Source organism: Clostridioides sp. LIBA-6822 (genome assembly GCF_056688955.1).
In genome coordinates, this window is record NZ_CP196995.1 from 1625935 (window position 1) to 1644390 (window position 18456).

Annotated in this window: 17 protein-coding genes and 1 pseudogene; 16 read left to right on the forward strand and 2 right to left on the reverse strand. The window is 27.1% G+C overall.

Annotation, left to right across the window (positions count from 1 at the left end; translation table 11 throughout):
* Positions 1-236 precede the first annotated feature (236 nt).
* From ACTG48_RS07815 to ACTG48_RS07880, 14 genes are all read left to right on the forward strand, one after another.
* Positions 237-2012 carry an ABC transporter ATP-binding protein gene (locus tag ACTG48_RS07815; RefSeq protein WP_479918524.1) on the forward strand — a complete coding sequence of 592 codons (1776 nt, stop codon included), beginning with the start codon at positions 237-239 and terminating at the stop codon, positions 2010-2012.
* A gap of 12 nt (positions 2013-2024) precedes the next feature.
* Positions 2025-3848 carry an ABC transporter ATP-binding protein gene (locus ACTG48_RS07820; RefSeq protein ID WP_479918525.1) on the forward strand — a complete coding sequence of 608 codons (1824 nt, stop codon included), beginning with the start codon at positions 2025-2027 and terminating at the stop codon, positions 3846-3848.
* A gap of 117 nt (positions 3849-3965) precedes the next feature.
* Positions 3966-4511, forward strand: coding sequence for an NADH peroxidase (locus tag ACTG48_RS07825; RefSeq protein WP_107594844.1), 546 nt, complete (start codon positions 3966-3968; stop codon positions 4509-4511).
* A gap of 363 nt (positions 4512-4874) precedes the next feature.
* Positions 4875-5396, forward strand: coding sequence for a CPBP family intramembrane glutamic endopeptidase (locus ACTG48_RS07830; protein WP_479918526.1), 522 nt, complete (start codon positions 4875-4877; stop codon positions 5394-5396).
* A 123-nt stretch (positions 5397-5519) separates the two neighbouring features.
* The gene (locus tag ACTG48_RS07835) at positions 5520-6128 is read left to right on the forward strand and encodes a dienelactone hydrolase family protein (RefSeq protein ID WP_479918527.1); all 609 of its coding nucleotides are present in this window, start codon (positions 5520-5522) and stop codon (positions 6126-6128) included.
* Positions 6129-6487: 359 nt separating this feature from the next.
* The gene (locus tag ACTG48_RS07840; RefSeq protein ID WP_479918528.1) at positions 6488-9397 is read left to right on the forward strand and encodes an EAL domain-containing protein; all 2910 of its coding nucleotides are present in this window, start codon (positions 6488-6490) and stop codon (positions 9395-9397) included.
* A gap of 310 nt (positions 9398-9707) precedes the next feature.
* The gene (locus ACTG48_RS07845) at positions 9708-9920 is read left to right on the forward strand and encodes a FeoA family protein (protein WP_021384253.1); all 213 of its coding nucleotides are present in this window, start codon (positions 9708-9710) and stop codon (positions 9918-9920) included.
* Positions 9921-9932: 12 nt separating this feature from the next.
* Complete coding sequence (locus ACTG48_RS07850; protein ID WP_021384243.1) at positions 9933-10154, forward strand: FeoA family protein; 222 nt, start codon at positions 9933-9935, stop codon at positions 10152-10154.
* A 101-nt stretch (positions 10155-10255) separates the two neighbouring features.
* Complete coding sequence (gene feoB / locus ACTG48_RS07855; protein WP_021384245.1) at positions 10256-12412, forward strand: ferrous iron transport protein B; 2157 nt, start codon at positions 10256-10258, stop codon at positions 12410-12412.
* A 25-nt stretch (positions 12413-12437) separates the two neighbouring features.
* Positions 12438-12590, forward strand: a complete 153-nt coding sequence (locus tag ACTG48_RS07860; protein ID WP_479918529.1) for a FeoB-associated Cys-rich membrane protein — start codon at positions 12438-12440, stop codon at positions 12588-12590.
* A 179-nt stretch (positions 12591-12769) separates the two neighbouring features.
* Positions 12770-13480 carry an AIM24 family protein gene (locus ACTG48_RS07865; protein ID WP_479918780.1) on the forward strand — a complete coding sequence of 237 codons (711 nt, stop codon included), beginning with the start codon at positions 12770-12772 and terminating at the stop codon, positions 13478-13480.
* An 83-nt stretch (positions 13481-13563) separates the two neighbouring features.
* Positions 13564-14334 (forward strand): ABC transporter permease, encoded by a 771-nt coding sequence (locus tag ACTG48_RS07870; protein ID WP_044213199.1) that lies wholly within the window; start codon positions 13564-13566, stop codon positions 14332-14334.
* Positions 14327-15058 (forward strand): ABC transporter ATP-binding protein, encoded by a 732-nt coding sequence (locus ACTG48_RS07875; protein WP_021384254.1) that lies wholly within the window; start codon positions 14327-14329, stop codon positions 15056-15058. The genes ACTG48_RS07870 and ACTG48_RS07875 overlap by 8 nt, the downstream gene beginning before the upstream one ends.
* 33 nt (positions 15059-15091) lie before the next feature.
* Entirely contained in the window at positions 15092-16051 is a 960-nt protein-coding gene (locus ACTG48_RS07880) for an NrtA/SsuA/CpmA family ABC transporter substrate-binding protein (RefSeq protein WP_479918781.1), read from the forward strand.
* Positions 16052-16139: 88 nt separating this feature from the next.
* On the opposite strand, the gene ACTG48_RS07885 is transcribed toward ACTG48_RS07880, so the two are convergent.
* Entirely contained in the window at positions 16140-16736 is a 597-nt protein-coding gene (locus ACTG48_RS07885; protein ID WP_479918530.1) for a DUF3793 family protein, read from the reverse strand.
* A gap of 245 nt (positions 16737-16981) precedes the next feature.
* On the opposite strand from ACTG48_RS07885, the gene ACTG48_RS07890 reads away from it, so the two are divergent.
* The gene (locus tag ACTG48_RS07890) at positions 16982-17581 is read left to right on the forward strand and encodes a hypothetical protein (RefSeq protein WP_479918531.1); all 600 of its coding nucleotides are present in this window, start codon (positions 16982-16984) and stop codon (positions 17579-17581) included.
* Positions 17582-17786: 205 nt separating this feature from the next.
* Here ACTG48_RS07890 and ACTG48_RS07895 read toward each other — a convergent pair.
* Positions 17787-18098: pseudogene (locus ACTG48_RS07895) on the reverse strand (DUF4097 family beta strand repeat-containing protein); the annotation flags it as partial.
* Between the two features lie 119 nt (positions 18099-18217).
* On the opposite strand from ACTG48_RS07895, the gene ACTG48_RS07900 reads away from it, so the two are divergent.
* Positions 18218-18361, forward strand: a complete 144-nt coding sequence (locus ACTG48_RS07900) for a hypothetical protein (RefSeq protein ID WP_479918532.1) — start codon at positions 18218-18220, stop codon at positions 18359-18361.
* Positions 18362-18456: the final 95 nt, after the last annotated feature.

The following is an 18456-nucleotide window of genomic DNA, read 5'->3' on the forward strand; positions in this document are numbered from 1 at the left end:
ATTACTTTTTACACAAATAGTAAAGTTAAAGTTTTGTCTTAATTTTAATACATATATATTATATATAATAGTATGCTATAAATATATATAAATATAGGAAATAAAAACAAATAATTTATAACATGTATAGTATAAAAATTAATAATAAAACAAATATTTATAATTGATACAATCAATTAAATTAGCCATTATGATATACTTTTTATAATGAGAAAATTCTATGAAGGGATGATTAAATGAGGTATTTTAAAAAATACATAAAAAAATATATAGCATTATTTCTGACAGCAGTATTTTTTTTGACATTGGAAGCTTTTTGTGATTTAGCTCAACCAACTATAATGGCAAAAATAATAGATATAGGAGTTTCAAATAAGAACTTAGATTACATATTATCAACTGGAGCTTTAATGATAGGAATAACCTTTTTAGGGGCAATATTTTCAATAATAAGAAGTATAATCTCAGCAAGAGTTTCTCAGTGCTTTTCCTACGATTTGAGACAGGATGTATTTGAAAAGATAAATACATATTCATTAAAACAAATAGATAAATTTGGTAGAGCATCACTAATAACAAGAATCACTAATGATATTAACCAAATACAACAATTCGTTCATGGAATGATGAGGGTTTTTATAAAATCACCAATCATGTGTATAGGAAGCTTAATTATAGCCATAAAATTAAATTTAAAGATGTCAATAATTATCTTAGTTGCAGTTTTAATTATATTTATTATAATATTACTCAATATGAAGATTGGATATAGACTATTTAAAAATGTACAGGAAAGTACAGATAAAATAAATTCAAAATTAAGACAGTTTTTAAGTGGAATAAAAGTAGTTAAATTATTTTGCAGATACAATTATGAGAGTAAACGTTTTGAAGAGTTAAATGAAGAGCTTTTTCAAAATAGTAGAAAAGCTACAACAATGATGTCGTTTTTTAGACCTACAATTACAATAATTATTAATATTTCTATAATAATAATATTATTAATTGGAAGACATTTAGTTTATTCAGGAGAAATTAAAATTGGAATTATAGTTGCTTATGTAAATTATATGACTAGAATATTAACATCACTTATAATGATTTCACATGTTTTTAATGTTTTTGTTAGAGCAAAAGCTTCTTATGAAAGAGTAAGTGAAGTTTTGCTTGATGAGAATGAAGAAATAATTGAGAAAAATACCAGTTTAGATGTTGAAGAAAAGAATTTAAAATTTACAAGTGGTGATATAGTTTTTGAAAATGTTTATTTTTCATATAATAAAAATACAGATGAAAAAATATTAAAAAATGTATCTTTTAAAATAGAAGAAGGTCAAAATATTGGTGTGATTGGTCAGACTGGTTCAGGAAAGACTTCTTTAATAAACTTAATTCAAAAATTATATATAGTTGACAAAGGAGATATTAAGATTGGAGGAAATAGTATATACAGTGTTTCTGAAGAAAGTTTAAGAGAAGGAATAGGTGTAGTATTTCAAAATAGTAGTGTATTTGGGAAAAGTATACTAGAAAATATAATTATGGGAAATAAGGCTATAAGTAGAGAAGATGTTATAAATTCATGTGAGATAGCAAATGCAAATCAATTTATAACAAAACTTGAAAATTCTTATGATGAAGTTTTATTTCAAAGGGGTAAAAACCTATCAGGAGGACAAAGACAAAGAATTACTATAGCTAGAGCTATAGCAAAAAAACCACAAATATTAATTCTTGATGATTGCTTTAGTGCAATGGATATTAATACAGAGACGACTATTAGAAAGAATATAAAAGATTATATAAATAATTTAAAAAACAAAGAAAATAAGAAATGTACCATCATAACTATTTCACAAAAGATTAGCTCTATAATTGACTGTGATAAAATTTTAGTCTTAGATGAGGGAGAGGTGGTTGGATTTGCTACACATGAAGATTTACTGGTTAGTTCTCCAATTTATAAAAAAATTTTTGAGTTGCAGAACTTAGCAAATGAAGATGTAAATTAAGGAGGAAGTATATTGAATTTAAGTACTGGAAATCAAAAGGTCAGTAGATTAAAGAAAAAAGAGAAGCCTAAAGATTTTAAAAAAACATTTAAAAGAGTTTTTATGTACTTTAAAAAAGATAAAAAGATTACTAGATTAATTTTTTTGCTGGTAATAGTCGATTCAATTATATCAACTATAATACCATATACTCTTGGGAAAGTAGTTGACATAATAAATATTGATACTTATTCAAGGTCCATTTTCTTGAAAGGCATAATTATATTACTCTCATTTTATATAATTGAATTCTCAGTTAAACTGTCTAAGGGTATATGTACAGCTAGACTATCTCAAAGTATAGTTAAAGAGATGAGAAGTAATTTGTTTTTGAAATTTAAAAATCTACCAATAACCTTCTTTGATAAAAGTTCTACTGGAGATATTATGAGCAGGGTAACAAATGATGTTGATAATATTAGTACAGGAATCTCAAATTCATTAGTACAATTAATTACAGGAATTTTAAATATATTGATGACTTTCATTATGATGTTTATATTAAGTCCAATTTTAACCTTTTGTAGTATTATATTGATACCAATAGTAATGTTTCTAAGTAACTTTATAGCAAAGAGGACTAGAGTGCTTTTTAAGCAACAACAAGTAGAGTTAGGGAAGTTAAATTCTCATATTGAAGAAATGGTATCGAATATAAATGTAGTAAAATCTTTTAACTATGAAAGAAAGTCTGTAGAGGATTTTAGAAAAGTCAATGATAGACTATTAAATATTTCACTTAAATCGCAAATTTATACATCTCTTTTAATGCCTATTATGAATGTAATTAGTAATATAGGATTTGCAACGATATGTATTATAGGTGGAGTTTTGGCATCTAAAGATATTATAACTATAGGAGTTATAGCTAGTTTTTTAAGTTATGTAAGACAATTTACAAGACCTTTAAATGAATTGGCAAATCTATTTAATACATTACTTTCAGCAATAGCAGGATGTGAAAGAGTTTTTGAAATTATAGACGAAAAAGAGGAACAGGAAGCAAAGAGTGTATTTAAAAGTGAGTTTAATGACAATAAGAAGGATAATTTAAATTCTCCTTTTGTAAATGGAGAAATAGAATTTAAAAATGTAAGCTTTTCCTATAATTCAAAAAAGAAAGTTTTAGATAATATAAATTTAAGAATCAAAGCAGGCACATCAAATGCCATTATAGGAGAGACTGGTAGTGGGAAAACAACAATTATAAATCTAATTACAAATTTCTATCAAGTAGATAAAGGAAGTATATTTTTAGATGTTGAAGATATATATTCCATTAACAGAAACTATTTGAGGACTTGTTTTGGAGTAGTTCCACAAGAAAGTTATATATTCAATGATACGGTCATGGAAAATATAAGATATGGAAATCTAACGGCCACTGATGAAGAGGTTATATGTGCTAGCAAAATAGCAAATTCGCATAAATTTATAACAAAAATGCATGAAGGATATAATACTGTATTATCAGATAGGGGTGAGGATTTAAGTGAAGGTCAAAAACAATTAATAAGCATTGCCAGAGCAATATTAAAAAATGCACCTATACTCATTTTAGATGAAGCTACAAGCAATATAGACATAGCAACTGAAGCTAAGATTCAAGATGCAATAAATAGTTTAACTTTTGGTAAGACAAGTATAATTATAGCTCATAGATTAAGTACTATATCAAATTGTGATAATATAATAGTTTTAGAAAATGGGAGAATTATAGAATCTGGAAATCATAAAGAACTAATAGAATTAAAAGGACATTATTATAGAAACATACTGTTAACACAAGGGAAGTAAGTATTTAGAAAAAAACTTTAAAAAAATTGTTTAAAGGTATATGCCTCGGGTATATATAAATTAACTTGATAAATAAAAAATTTAATTTGATATATAAAATTTAGGAGGAAATTAATTATGAAAAAATTTGTTTGTACAGTATGTGGATATATACATGAAGGGGATGCTGCACCAGCACAATGTCCAGTATGTAAAGTTGGAGCTGATAAATTTGAAGAAATGAAAGGCGAAAAAAATTGGGCTGATGAGCATAGAATAGGTGTAGCTCAAGGTGTAGACGAAGAAGTAATTGAAGGATTAAGAGCTAACTTCGTTGGTGAATGTACAGAAGTAGGAATGTATTTAGCAATGAGTAGACAAGCTGACAGAGAAGGTTATCCAGAAGTAGGAGAAGCTTATAAGAGAATAGCTTTTGAAGAAGCTGAGCATGCTGCTAAATTTGCAGAACTTCTTGGAGAAGTTGTAGTTGCAGATACAAAAGAAAACTTAAGAGTTAGAGTTGATGCTGAGTATGGTGCAACTGATGGAAAACTAAAATTAGCTAAAAAAGCTAAAGAATTAGGATTAGATGCTATACATGATACAGTACATGAAATGTGTAAAGATGAAGCTAGACATGGTAAAGCATTCTTAGGATTATTAAATAGATATTTTGGAAAATAAATTTAATATAAGTTAAGTAGATTTTTAGGAGTATATCATTTATGATTTTTAAAATTATAAGGATATACTCCTTTTTAATAGTTGTATTTTATTTTATAGCTATAATCCTGTAAATATTTAAATGAGTATAAATATAGTTTTAATGAAATTAATTTTTTAGTTTTATCATCTCTAATTTATATAATAATGAAATTAATTTGATACAAATATATATTTATGGTAAAATTGGAAAAATAAATAAGTATTTGATTAGAAAGGAGCATTTATGATGTTTAAAACTGTACTTGAAGATGAAGAATATGCTTTGTTATGTAAGAATTATTCTAAAAATGATGGAGTAAAAGCAATACTCATTTATTTAACTTGGATTTATTTATAGGATTGGGATTTGTACTACTTTCAAAGGAAAAACTAAATACGATTGGGCTTACAGTGCGAAATTTAAATAAAAGTCTTTTGTATGGAGTTTTTGGTGCTGCAGTACTCGTAATTTTCGTTATTTTAGCAGAGGGAATTATGAAAGGAAAAAAAGTTGATTTTCAATTAACCACTGTTTATATGGTTGCTACATTTATTATTTCTGCTATTCCGGAAGAAATTGCTTTTAGAGGGTATATTCAAACAAGGTTAACAGGATTAATAAAAAATAGTGTACTTTTATCTTGTGTTAATGCTTTCCTTTTTTTATCTATACATTACCCTGTAAAATGGATTGTAAATGGATATTTTTCATTTTCACTTCTACCTGGATTTTATGTGATATGTCTTATATTACTTCACCTTTTATGTGACTTAGTATATAGAAAAACTAATTGTCTGTGGGGGTCATGCCTACTTCATATCTTGTATAATATTGTTACAGGAGTGTTGATTTTTACTACTTAGTCAATATTATTTTGTAGAAAATTTATTGTAAAAAAACGGATTATTTTATAAGTTAAATTTTAGAAATAGTAAATTAACATACTTAAAAGAATACATTAAACTAAATGTAGAAAATATTGATAGGTGGTGGACAATATGATTAAGTATATACATAAAAGTAATATAGCTATTGTTGTACTACATGAAATTTATGGAGTTAATAGTTTTATAAAAGATGTTTGTAAAAAGTATTATAAAGATGGGTATGATGTGTTTTGCCCAGAGCTTTTGGGATATAGAAAAGTTTTTTCTTATTCAGAAGCTCAAGAGGCGTATGATTTTTTTATAGATAGTGTTGGATTTAACATTTATAAAAGTGTAGAAAAACTTATAAATGATTTAAAATCACAATACAAATATGTACTTGTTGCAGGATATAGTGTGGGAGCAACTATTGCATGGAGATGTAGTGAAGATTCTCTTTGTGATGGTATAATTTGTTGTTATGGTTCTCGGATTAGAGATTATATGGATGTAATTCCAAAATGTCCTACTTTATTAGTATTTGCAAAATATGATTCATTTGATGTAGATTCTGTTTCTTGTCAACTTTCTGGAAAACAAAATATTCAAATTGAAATTTTAGATGCAAATCATGGTTTTATTGATGTGTATTCAAAACATTATTCTGATATTCAAACACAAGTATTTAGTATTAAAGAAAAAAGTTTTCTAGCTAAATATTTAGAGTAGTATAACTTATTATAAAATATATAAAACGATTTAATTAATCTGAAAAGTTTTTATGGCACTATTGATATTTAAAAATATTAGTAGTGCCATTATATTTTAGTGCCATTATATTTTAGTGCTATTATGTTTTTGAGATATAGTTAATTAATCTAATTATAGTATTAATTATGTTTTTATGATTTTTAATGAGTTACTATAATGCAATATATTTAAACAGACAATAAGAAAATTAATTGTAGTTGAATAAGAATATTATATGAGAATATTGCAATTTGATATATTTACCAGTACAATAAAAGTAGTTACAACTGGTAAACTAAATAAATTAAAGCAAGTTGGCAAATTGGAGGTTTTTAAATATGAAATCATTTAAAAAGCACTTCTTGATACTTTCTTTGATATTTTTACTTATTATATCCTGCCTTGACAATGTTCAATGCTTTGCTGATGAGTCTGAAAATTCAAAAAAAATACGAGTTGGATATTGTGATAACTATGGAATTATATCTTCACCAAAAGATAATTCTTATACAGGGTATGGTTATGACTATTTAAAAGAAATTTCAAAATATACGGGATGGAAGTATGAATTTATAAAAGGGTCTTGGGAAGAATGTTTAGATAGATTAGAAAAAGGTGAGATAGATTTACTTGGACCTTTACAGAGTAATGATGAAAGAAATAAAATATTTAATTTTCCTAAAATAAGTTCGGGATATGAATATAGTGCACTATATACAAATGAAAGTAACTACAATATGTTTTATGAAGATATAAGTTCATTTAATGATATGAGAGTAGCTGTGCTCAAAGGTAATTTTCATAATATTGCATTTGAGAAATATAGAGAAGAAAATAAATTTTCAGTGGAATATATATATTGTAATTCTATTGATGAGTTAATTGAGTCTGTAAATGAAAATAAAGCAGATGCTTTTGTTTGTGGAAGTATCGTAAATGCAAAAGGAATGAAAATAGTTAGTAAGTTTTCAATGGAACCTTTTTATTTTGCTACTACAAAAGAAAAAACTAACTTAGCAAAAGAATTAGATTATGCTTTAAAGGAATTAAAAATGAATAACATGTACTATGATATGGAATTATATAAAAAGTATTTTAAAAGAGATGTTACTAATTCCATAGCATTTACTCGTCAAGAAATTAATTTTATTAAAGCAAATCCAAAGCTTACTATGGTATACGATTCAGAGTGGTCTCCTGTTGAATATTATGATATGGTAAGTAATTCGTTTAAAGGTATAAGCTCTGACTTAATGTCAGTTATATCAAAAAAATGTGGTATAGAATTTGAATATATTAAAACAAAAAATTATAATGAGAGTCTTAATTATATAAAAAACGGAAAGGCAGATATGCTTTGTGGCTCAATTAATGAAAACAATAAAGAAAAACGATTCAATATGAAATTGACAAATCCGTACATAAATATTCCAATAGTTATGGTTGGAAAATTAGGAACTAATCTGAATAATGATTTAAATATTGCTTTAACGAGTAGCTATAATTCTATTGATTCTTATATAGAAAAAAGCTTTGAAAATTCCAAAACAACATCTTATAAGTCTATAGAAGATTCTTTAGATGCTATAGATGCAGGAAAAGCAAATTTAATGGTACTTAGTTCTTATCAGTTTGATGAACTTTTAAAGAAAGGAAAAGCCAATAATTTATCTATTATATCAGTTTTAGATACTAATTATGGAATGTGTATAGGAGTATCAAATAAAATTAATCCAATATTGATATCAATTTTAAATAAATCAATAGGTAAAATTACTGAAGAACAGTTAAATGATAGCATATATTCTAATACTATTAATAAGCCTTATAAGGTACCATTTAGTGTTATTTTTAAAGAGTACTCGGTACAAATTATTATGTGTATTTGTATTATATTTTTAATTGCCATCAAATATATAATTTATAATAAGAAAAAGAAAGAAGATTCTCTGAAAAAAATTGCATACATAGATTCATTAACAGGAGCAGATAGTATAGAGAAGTTTAAAATAAATGCAGATAAACTGTTTTCTAAAAATAATCCAGAATCATATGTGTTATTTTATATGGATGTTGATAAATTTAAATATATAAATGATATGTTTGGATTTGATATGGGAAATAATACTTTGATACATATATCAAATACTATTGCAAGTGAATTACATGAGGATGAAATCTTTGCAAGAGTTTCTGCTGACCATTTTGTTCTTCTCATTAAATATAAGACAGATGAAGATATTAAAGCAAGACTAAATAGTATTTATAACAAAGTTCAGATATTTAGTAATCCGAAAATAAATTACTATAAGTTGATTTTAGATTGTGGTATATACAAAATAAATAAAGATGATAGGGATATAAATACTATTATGGATAGAGCAAATACTGCTAGAAAGACTATAAAAGGTGGTCATAAAAATTCATTTGCTTTTTATAATGATGAAATGCATAATAAAATACTAAAAGAAAAAGAAATTGAAAATACAATGATAGATGCTCTTAACAATGGAGAATTTATTGTGTATTTTCAGCCTAAATATAGCCTTTTAGATTACCAAATCATAGGAGCTGAAGCACTTGTTCGTTGGAATAATCCAAAGAAAGGTTTAATACCACCAATAGAATTTATACCAGTATTTGAGAGAAATGGTTTTATTGTAAACATTGATTTTTATGTATTTGAAGAAGTGTGTAAAAAGATTAGAGAATGGATGGATGAAGGTCAAAAAGTGGTGCCTATATCTGTTAACTTATCTCGAATGCATTTTGTAAATAGTAACTTTGTTGAGAAGTTTAGATTAATTGTTGATAAATATAAGATACCAACAAATTTTATAGAATTAGAGCTAACAGAAACAGCAGTATTAAATAATATAGAAGGTTTGATTGATACAATGAATCATCTAAAAGAAAATGGGTTTATAATTTCTATGGATGACTTTGGAACAGGGTATTCTTCGCTTAATCTTCTAAAAGAATTGCCTGTTGACATATTAAAATTAGATAGAGCATTTTTTACAGAAAAAGATGAGAGCAATAATGAAAAAATTGTTATATCCAATGTCATTAGAATGGCAAAAGAACTAAAAATGAAGGTAATATCAGAAGGGGTAGAAACTATTTCACAATTAGACTTTTTAAAACAAATTGGATGTGATATGGTACAGGGATACCTATTTTCTAAACCAATGCCTATAAAAGAGTTTGAGAAAATAGTTTTTAAAAAAGAAGAAAATAATGTATAAGTGATGTGAAAACATATACACAATAAAGATGCTTTAATATAGTTAAATATACTATTTTGGAGCATCTTTATTTTTATATAGATTTTATCAATAGGACAACTCAAATGAGAAAAAAAATCAAAAGAATACAATAATCACTTGCAAAGTTTATACTATTGTGGTAGACTTAAATCAAAATTAGGAATTGTAAAAAGAAGGAAAAAATAGGTTATTATTTTAACTGATTAAAACTTAAGATAAAATATTGTAATTCATATATGAGATAACGATTGCTTGTAAATTTAAATTAGTTTAAGAGGAGGAATATTATATGATGCCATTGATACTATCAAATACAGGAGAAGAAGTAGTTATAAAGAAGATTTCAGGAAGTGACAAAACAAGAACTTTTTTAAATAGTATAGGTTTTGTAGTAGGTACAAACGTTAAAATAATTTCTAAGATAGATGGTAATTTAATAATAGATGTAAAAGATACTAGAGTTGCATTGGATAAAAAGATGGCAAGCAGAATAATAATATAGGGAGGTAACAACATGAACAGACTAAAGGATATTAAGTGTGGAGAGACTGTAAAAGTCAAAAAATTAGAAGGAGAAGGAGCCACACGAAGACGTATAATGGATATGGGAATTACTAGAGGTGTTGATGTATTTGTAAGAAAAGTAGCTCCTCTTGGAGACCCAATTGAAATAACAGTCAGAGATTATGAACTATCAATTCGTAAGTCAGATGCAGAAAAAATTATTGTGGAATAATAAAATTAATTAATTAGAATAGGGTTAGTGCAATTATATAATGAGAATGATTTTCTGTATCATAAATAGTTATGTACTTAATAATAATGGAGGGAATGGAAATGTCAATAAAAATAGGTCTCATAGGAAATCCTAACTGTGGTAAGACAACAATGTTCAATGGGCTTACAGGTTCATCGCAATATGTTGGTAACTGGCCAGGAGTAACAGTTGAAAAAAAAGGTGGAAAATTAAAAGGAAATAAAGATGTGGAAATAGTAGATTTACCAGGTATTTATTCTTTATCTCCATATACATTAGAAGAAGTAGTTACACGTAATTTTATGTTGGATGATAAACCAGATGCAGTAATAAATATTGTAGACGCATCAAATATAGAGAGAAATTTATATCTTACAACTCAAGTTTTAGAATTGGGTATACCTACTGTTATAGCTCTTAATATGATGGATATTGTTAATAAGAATGGTGATAAGATAAATATTAAAAAGTTATCTGAGGTTATAGGTTGCCCAGTGGTAGAAGTAACAGCAGTTAAAGGTCAAGGAATAATGGAAGCTGCTGAAAAGGCAATTGAACTTGCAAGTAGCAACAATAAATTAGATTTTAAATTGCCTTTTGTTGACGAAAGTAAGGAAGCAATAGAAAAAATAGAAAAAATAATAGAAGAAAAGACTCCGTACATAGATATGGAAACACGTTGGTTAGCTATAAAGTTATTTGAAAGAGATGAAAATGTTATACAAAAACTTGATATCTCTAAAACAATATTGAATAACATAGAAGAAATAACTAGAAATTGTGAAGATGAATTGGATGATGATAGTGAAAGTATAATAACAGCAAATCGTTATGAATTTATTAGCTCAATAATTTCAAGTATAATAAAGAAGAATAGAAAAGGCAAGGAAACTGTATCAGACAAGATAGATAAGATTGTAACAAACCGAATACTAGCATTACCTATTTTTGCACTTATAATGTGGGGAGTTTACTATATAGCAGTGAGTTCGTTGGGCGCTATAGCAACTGATTGGACTAATGATGTACTGTTTGGAGAAATTATTCAAGGGAATGTAAGTAACTTTTTGGTTTCTTTAAATGTAGCGGATTGGTTACAAGGGCTTGTAGTTGATGGTCTAATTGGTGGAGTTGGAGCTGTATTAGGATTTGTTCCACAAATCATGCTTTTATTCTTACTATTATCAATACTAGAAGATTGTGGATATATGTCACGTGTAGCCTTTATAATGGATAGAATTTTCCGTAAGTTTGGTCTTTCAGGAAAATCATTTATACCAATGCTTATAAGTTCTGGTTGTGGAGTTCCAGGAGTTATGTCAACTCGTACTATAGAGAATGATAGAGATAGAAAAATGACTATTATGTTAACTACATTTATTCCATGTGGAGCTAAGATTCCAATAATAGCATTATTTGCAGGAGCATTGTTTGGAGGTGCTTCATGGGTAGCACCATCAATGTATTTCTTAGGGATTGTAATGATAATCATCTGTGGAATAATATTAAAGAGAACTAGTTTATTTGCAGGAGAGCCATCTCCATTTGTTATGGAATTACCTCAATATCATGTTCCAAGTGCAAAAGGTGTTTTGATACACATGTGGGATAGAGGAAAAGCATTTATAATCAAAGCAGGTACAATTATATTTATAGCTTGTGGAGTAATTTGGTTCTTACAATCATTTAACTGGTCATTACAGATGGTAGATGCTGGTGACAGTATATTAGCTAGTTTAGGAAATATAGTTGCACCAATATTTGCACCTCTTGGATTTGGAAACTGGCAATCATCAGTAGCAACAGTTACAGGACTAGTGGCTAAGGAAAATGTAGTTGGAACATTTGGAGTTTTATTTGGTATATCAGATGCAACAGAGCAAGACCCAGCACTTCTTGGTTCAGTTGCAAGTATGTTTACAGTAGCTAGTGCGTTTGCATTTATGACATTCAACATGCTTTGTGCACCTTGTTTTGCAGCTATTGGAGCCATAAAAAGAGAAATGGGTTCATGGAAATGGACATGGATTACATTAGGATTCCAAACTTTAACAGCATATATAGTTGCTCTTCTTGTCAATCAAGTTGGAAGTTTAGTTTTAGGTACTGGAGGAAGTATTGCTGGGGCAATAATATCTATAGTTATAGCAGTAGCTGTAGTATTGGCAGTTTTAACTTATTCAAATAGAAATATGAAAAAAGAAAAAATTGGTAAATTAAGTTATATGAAAAATTAATTCATATAAATAAGGAGTGGTAAATATGGCTACATTTATTATAGCGGCTATTGTAGTAGTATTAATGGCATTAGCTGTAATGCATATGGTTAAAAATTCAAAAAAGAATGGTAGCAGTTGTGGATGTGGTTGTTCTGGATGCTCAAGCAGTAAGAGCTGTAGTAGCACTAAGAGATAGATAAAATAAGAACCTGATAAAAAGTTAAATTACTTTGTTATCAGGTTCTTATTTTTTATATAAATAATAAATTTCATGTTTGGGGTAGGTTAGACTATGTTGTAATTTTAATGTATAATTATAGACAAATATATGATTAGGAGGTATTATTGCTAAACAAGGCAATATAAATGTATATTATGTTTAAATTTGACGTGACAAATGAACTTATGTGTATAGCAAGGGGAAGTGGCAAATTTTTTGCAAAAAAAGGTGCTATGGTAGCCTTTAAGGGAAATTTTAATTTTGAAAAATTGTTATTAGGTCCCAACAATGGTGGTGGTTTAGGAAGAGCACTGTTAGGACATGTTCAAAGGTCGTTAACAGGAGAACAAATGCCAATAATGGTTGTTGAAGGTGAAGGGGAAATTTACCTAGCTCAAAATGCTTATCATGTAGATGTAATAACGATTGACCCAGGTGATTCAATTTATGTTGAGAGTGAAAATTTATTGGCATTTTCTGAACAATTAAATTATAGTGTAAAACTAATTGGTTCAGGAGTACTATCTCAAAAAGGTCTTTTTACTACACATTTAATAAATAAAACAGGTCAAAATCAAGATGTTGCTATAATAACAGATGGGAATCCTCTAATACTTGAAGGTCCTTGTTGTGTTGACCCAGATGCATTAGTAGCTTGGACTGGAAGAGAACCATATCCAAAGGTAGCAAAATTATCATGGAAGACTTTTATTGGTCAGACTTCGGGGGAATCTTATCATATGGAATTTGTTGAACCTGGACAAATAGTTATTATACAGCCATCTGAAAGATTGTCTGGCTTGAAAACAGATTCTACACCTTCTGATAGAATGAATTCAGGTGGATTAAGAATTGGTATAGATTAGATTTTTAGTTTAGTTTAATCATTCTTTAGGATTTTAAAAAATAAAAAGGGTAGCAGGGATAGATATATTAAAAGGAGTTTTATATGATTGAGAAAATTCATAAAAAGTTCAAAGGATATTATATTTTTTTAATAATTTTAATTTTATGGAAGATTGTATGTATTCTGGGGATATGGAGTAGTTATATCTTGCCTCCTCCTGAAAGAGTTTTAGATACTTTCATAAAAATGATATATGATGGTTCTATTTTCTTAAATGCTTATGCCAGTATAAAAAGAATATTGGTAGGTTTTTTAATAAGTTCACTGATAGCGATACCACTTGGAGTTGTATTTGGAGTAAATAAAAAAATGTATGAATATTTCAAACCACTCTTTGAATTTATGCGAAGTACACCTCCACTAGCTTTGGTTCCAATGCTGATTTTATGGTTTGGTATAGGTGAAGAATCCAAAATTATAATTATCATTTTAGCATCCTTTTTCCCAATATTTTTAAATACATTGAAAGGCATAAAAAATTGCGATAACAAATTAATAGAAGTGGGTAAATCTTTTAATTTATCTAAGAAGAGAATTTTTTATAAAATAATAATTCCTAATTCTATGTTAGATATTGTTGTTGGACTTAGTTTAGGTCTTGGATATAGTTTTAGAGCTATAATTGGAGCAGAGCTTATTGCAGCTTCTTCAGGTCTAGGATATTTGATTTCTGATGGAAAAGATATGTCGCGAACTGATGTTGTATTGGTAGGTATTTTTGTTATTGGATTTTTAGGTATACTTTCAGATTATTTATTTTCAAAGGCGATAATAAAGTTTAGCAAAGGGAAGCAGGTTGATTTAAATGGTTAGAAATGGATTTTTACTAGAGAATATACATAAAAAATATTTAGTTGATAATAAAGAACACTTAGTTCTTGATGATGTATCGTTAAATATATCTAGTGAAGAAATAACTGTTATATTAGGTGAAAGTGGATGTGGTAAGACTACTTTACTTAGAATTTTAGCAGGTCTTGAAAATGCGACTAGTGGAAATATATATTTTTATAGTAATGATAAAAAGTGCATTCCAAAAGTGGGAGTGGTATTTCAAGAAAGTAGACTTATGCCATGGTTGAATGTGAGTGAAAATATACTTTTACATACTGAAAAAAAGAATAGAAATAAAGTTGATTTGGACAAATATTTAAAAATGATGAAGCTTGAAAAATTTAAAAACTCATATCCAAATGAATTATCAGGAGGTATGGCTCATAGAGTAAGTATAGCAAGAGCTCTTTCCTTCAATCCAGATATTTTACTTATGGACGAGCCATTTGCGGCACTAGATTACTTTACAAGAAGAAAAATGCAGAAAGAAGTTATAAATATCCATGAAAATACTAAAAAAGGTGTAGTATTTGTAACTCACAATATCGAAGAAGCTATGGAAATAGCAAAGAAAATAATTGTTTTTAGTAAAAATAAAGGGATTAAACAGTTTAGTGTCGAAGATGAATATAATAGAGATTTAACTAAAAGCTATTATATAAGCTTAAAAAAAGAAATATTAAGGGAATTGGGGGAGTTTTAATTGATTAAAAGAAATAAAAAAATTTTAGCAGTAATGACATCTTTAGTAATGGTGTTGGTTGGTACTGTAGGATGCTCAACAAAAGATGAGGACAAAGATGCACCTGCAAAAAAAGAAGCTAGTTTACCAAAGGAAATAAATCTGACTTATGTAAAATCACCACTTAATGTTCCTAGTATACTGGAAAAAAAGGATGACTTATTTGGAAAAGAATTTAAAAAGGACAATATAAAAGTTAATTTTCATGAATTAACAACAGGACCAGAGCAAACTCAGGCACTAGCTGCAGGGGAGATAGACTTTTTACATGCTTTAGGAGGAACATCTGCAATAATAGCTGCTTCAAATGATGTTGGTCTTAAAATTACAAATATTTATAGTAGATCACCAAAAGGATATATGCTTATAACTAATAACGAAAATATTAAATCTATAAAGGATTTAAAAGGCAAAAAAATAGTAGGACCAAAGGGCACTATACTTCATCAATTATTAATTGCTGCACTTGCTAAGGAAGGTTACACTATAGACGATGTTGAATATGTAAATATGGATATTCCTGGTGCTGCTTCTGCATTAGAAAGTAAAAGTGCTGATGTAGCTATGCTTGCAGGTCCAACTGCATTAAAAACAATAAATTCAGGTGCTAAGATGATTGTAAATGGAGAAGGATTAGTTAGTGGAATAATAGTTACTGCTGTAAGTGATGATTTTGCTGAAAAATATCCTGAACTAGTAAAAAGATTTATGAAAGTTCATGAAGATACTTTAAAATATATGGATGAAAATAAGGACAAAGTAATGGATGTTGTATCTAAAGAAGTTGGATTATCTTTAGATGAAACAAAAGAAATGTATTCTTGGTATAATTTTAGTTCTAAAATAACAGATAAAGATATAAAAGAGTTAGAAGATACACAAGAATTCTTAATGTCTAATGGAATGCAAGAAAAGAAAATAAATATTAAAGATATGTTGTACAATCAAAATTAGAATATTGAAGTAAAAAATACACCCTTATTTATTATGGAAACAGCATAGTAAAAGGGTGTATTTTTTATTGTCATATATAAAAATACAATTAAAAACAACTTACTATTTTATCTACACTTATGTAGTCTAGTAATTTTCTCATTTTCTTACGATGAAGTAAAAATTTAGAATACGTGTATTCTGATTGTTTTGTATCTCCATAAACTTTCCAATATTTAATCATAGAAACCTCATAATTACTATATCCCATAAAGCCAATTACATCTTTAAGAGGATATCCTAAAAAAATTCCTATTTCATCAGGGAAAGTATCACCATTAAGTTTATTTACTAAATGCTCCAAATAGGCATTGACATTCGTATTTTGTTTATATCCTAGAAATTTTAAAAAATTTACTGTTTTTTTACATTTTAATCTTTCTGATAATGCATTTTTGTTTACAAATAAGATTTTTAATCCTTTTTTCTTTTTATCAATAACTATAAAATCTATTTTTTTACATTTGTATAGATATTTGTAAATGTCACTAATCTTTTCCTCTCTATTTACATCAGTAAATGAAATATTTATTATTTCAGCAGGTTTAGAACCTAAAAAAACTGGACCTAAAACTTCTAAAAGCCATTTTATATATGATGATTCAATTTTATTTTTACAACAAAATTGTGAATTACAACAAGACATAAAAGATAACCTCCTTCAAATGAAAATTAATATCAATTAATTAAATTATACTATGAATGATAATCAATATCAACAATAAAATTATATTTTTTTCATTTAATTGCTTATTTATTATAATTTCCAAAAAAATAAATTATAACTTGTTTAATTTTAGTAAATAAAAAATAAAAATATAGAAATACTAAATTAAGAAAGAAATATATTAAATTTTTTTGTAATACAAAACATCTAGGAGGATAATAAAAATGAAATTAAAAAGAACTTTATTTGTAGGACTAGCGTTAGTATTAGCTATAGGAATGACTGCATGTACTAAAAAAACAGAAGAACCAAGTGAGAATGCAGGAAAAAATCCCAATGAATCAGTAAATAACAATGAAGGTTATATGAATTATTATTCAACAAGTTATAACGATTATATAGCAGGTTTAAATAGATACTCTATTTATGATACTCCAGAAAGCATAAACAATCAGTTTAAGGATAAAGAATATCCAGGAAATGAAAAATACTTAAATGATGTAAAGGCTGCGTACAAAGATAGTAGAGATAAAATACAATCATTTGTAACATCTCTTAAAAAAGATGGTAAAACAGAAGATACAGAATTAAAGAAAATGAATGATGAATTAATAACTGAAGGTGAAAGATTAGTAAAAGATATAGATGAAAGAATAAAAAAATTAGACAATGTATCTGATGAAGATATGAAAAAAGGTCAAAATGACTTTATGAAACTAGTTCATGGAACAGAAGATGTTGGAAATGATATAGGTAGTGGTTTTAGAAAAATGATAAAAGATATGAATGATAGACTAGGAATAACAGGAAATAATAAAAAATAATATAACAAATACCTAATTAGAAAATGAAAAAGTTTTAAAACATATAGAAGCCCTGAAGATATTATCTTTCTTGGGCTTCGCATTTTTTTATATCAAAATCCAATACAATAATTAAGTCGAATATCTTAATTCCTCAATAATATTAGCAAATTGGTACGATATCTAAGAAGACATTGATATTTTTCATCATAAAATATAATCACTATCATTTTGTAACCTTAATATTTCCAATATTGCTTTCAACATTAATTTCTATATTAGGATGCCTACCAATTCTACATTTTACTGTCTTTTTCTCAATAATAATATATTTTTGAAAATTGATTAGAATTAAGCTATTTTTTGTTTTTGCTACAAATTCGAACTCTAAATTTTTAGGAAGTATAATATTAATGTTGTCATTTTTATTAAAGAATGAAAGATTATTAGCTATTTTAGTATATTGGATATTTAAATTCCCATAATTATTGGCTTTATAATTTCCTGAATCAACAGCAGATTTTATATCCACATTCCCACTAGTGGAAGTGTAACATTTCTATATAGTTTGTCACAAGTGACATTGCCACTGAACGTTTAAAAGAATTTTTACTGGCAAGAGGGTTAAAAGTTTTGTCTAATCGTGGTTATATAGATATGCATATACCAAAATATACTCTGAATTGGGTAGCTGAGTATTTGTTGTTTTTTGCAAATAATACTACAATAATAGAATCTGCGCAACTTAAATCTTTAATAAAGTCTAAGGTGTTAGAGTCATGTAATCATCATTGTCTTTAAGTCATTTGAAAATACAGGGGTTTGTAAGCTATAAAATCAATAAAAAATAGATATTTATTTTTCACTAAAAGTAATAAAAAATAAGAAATTTAAAT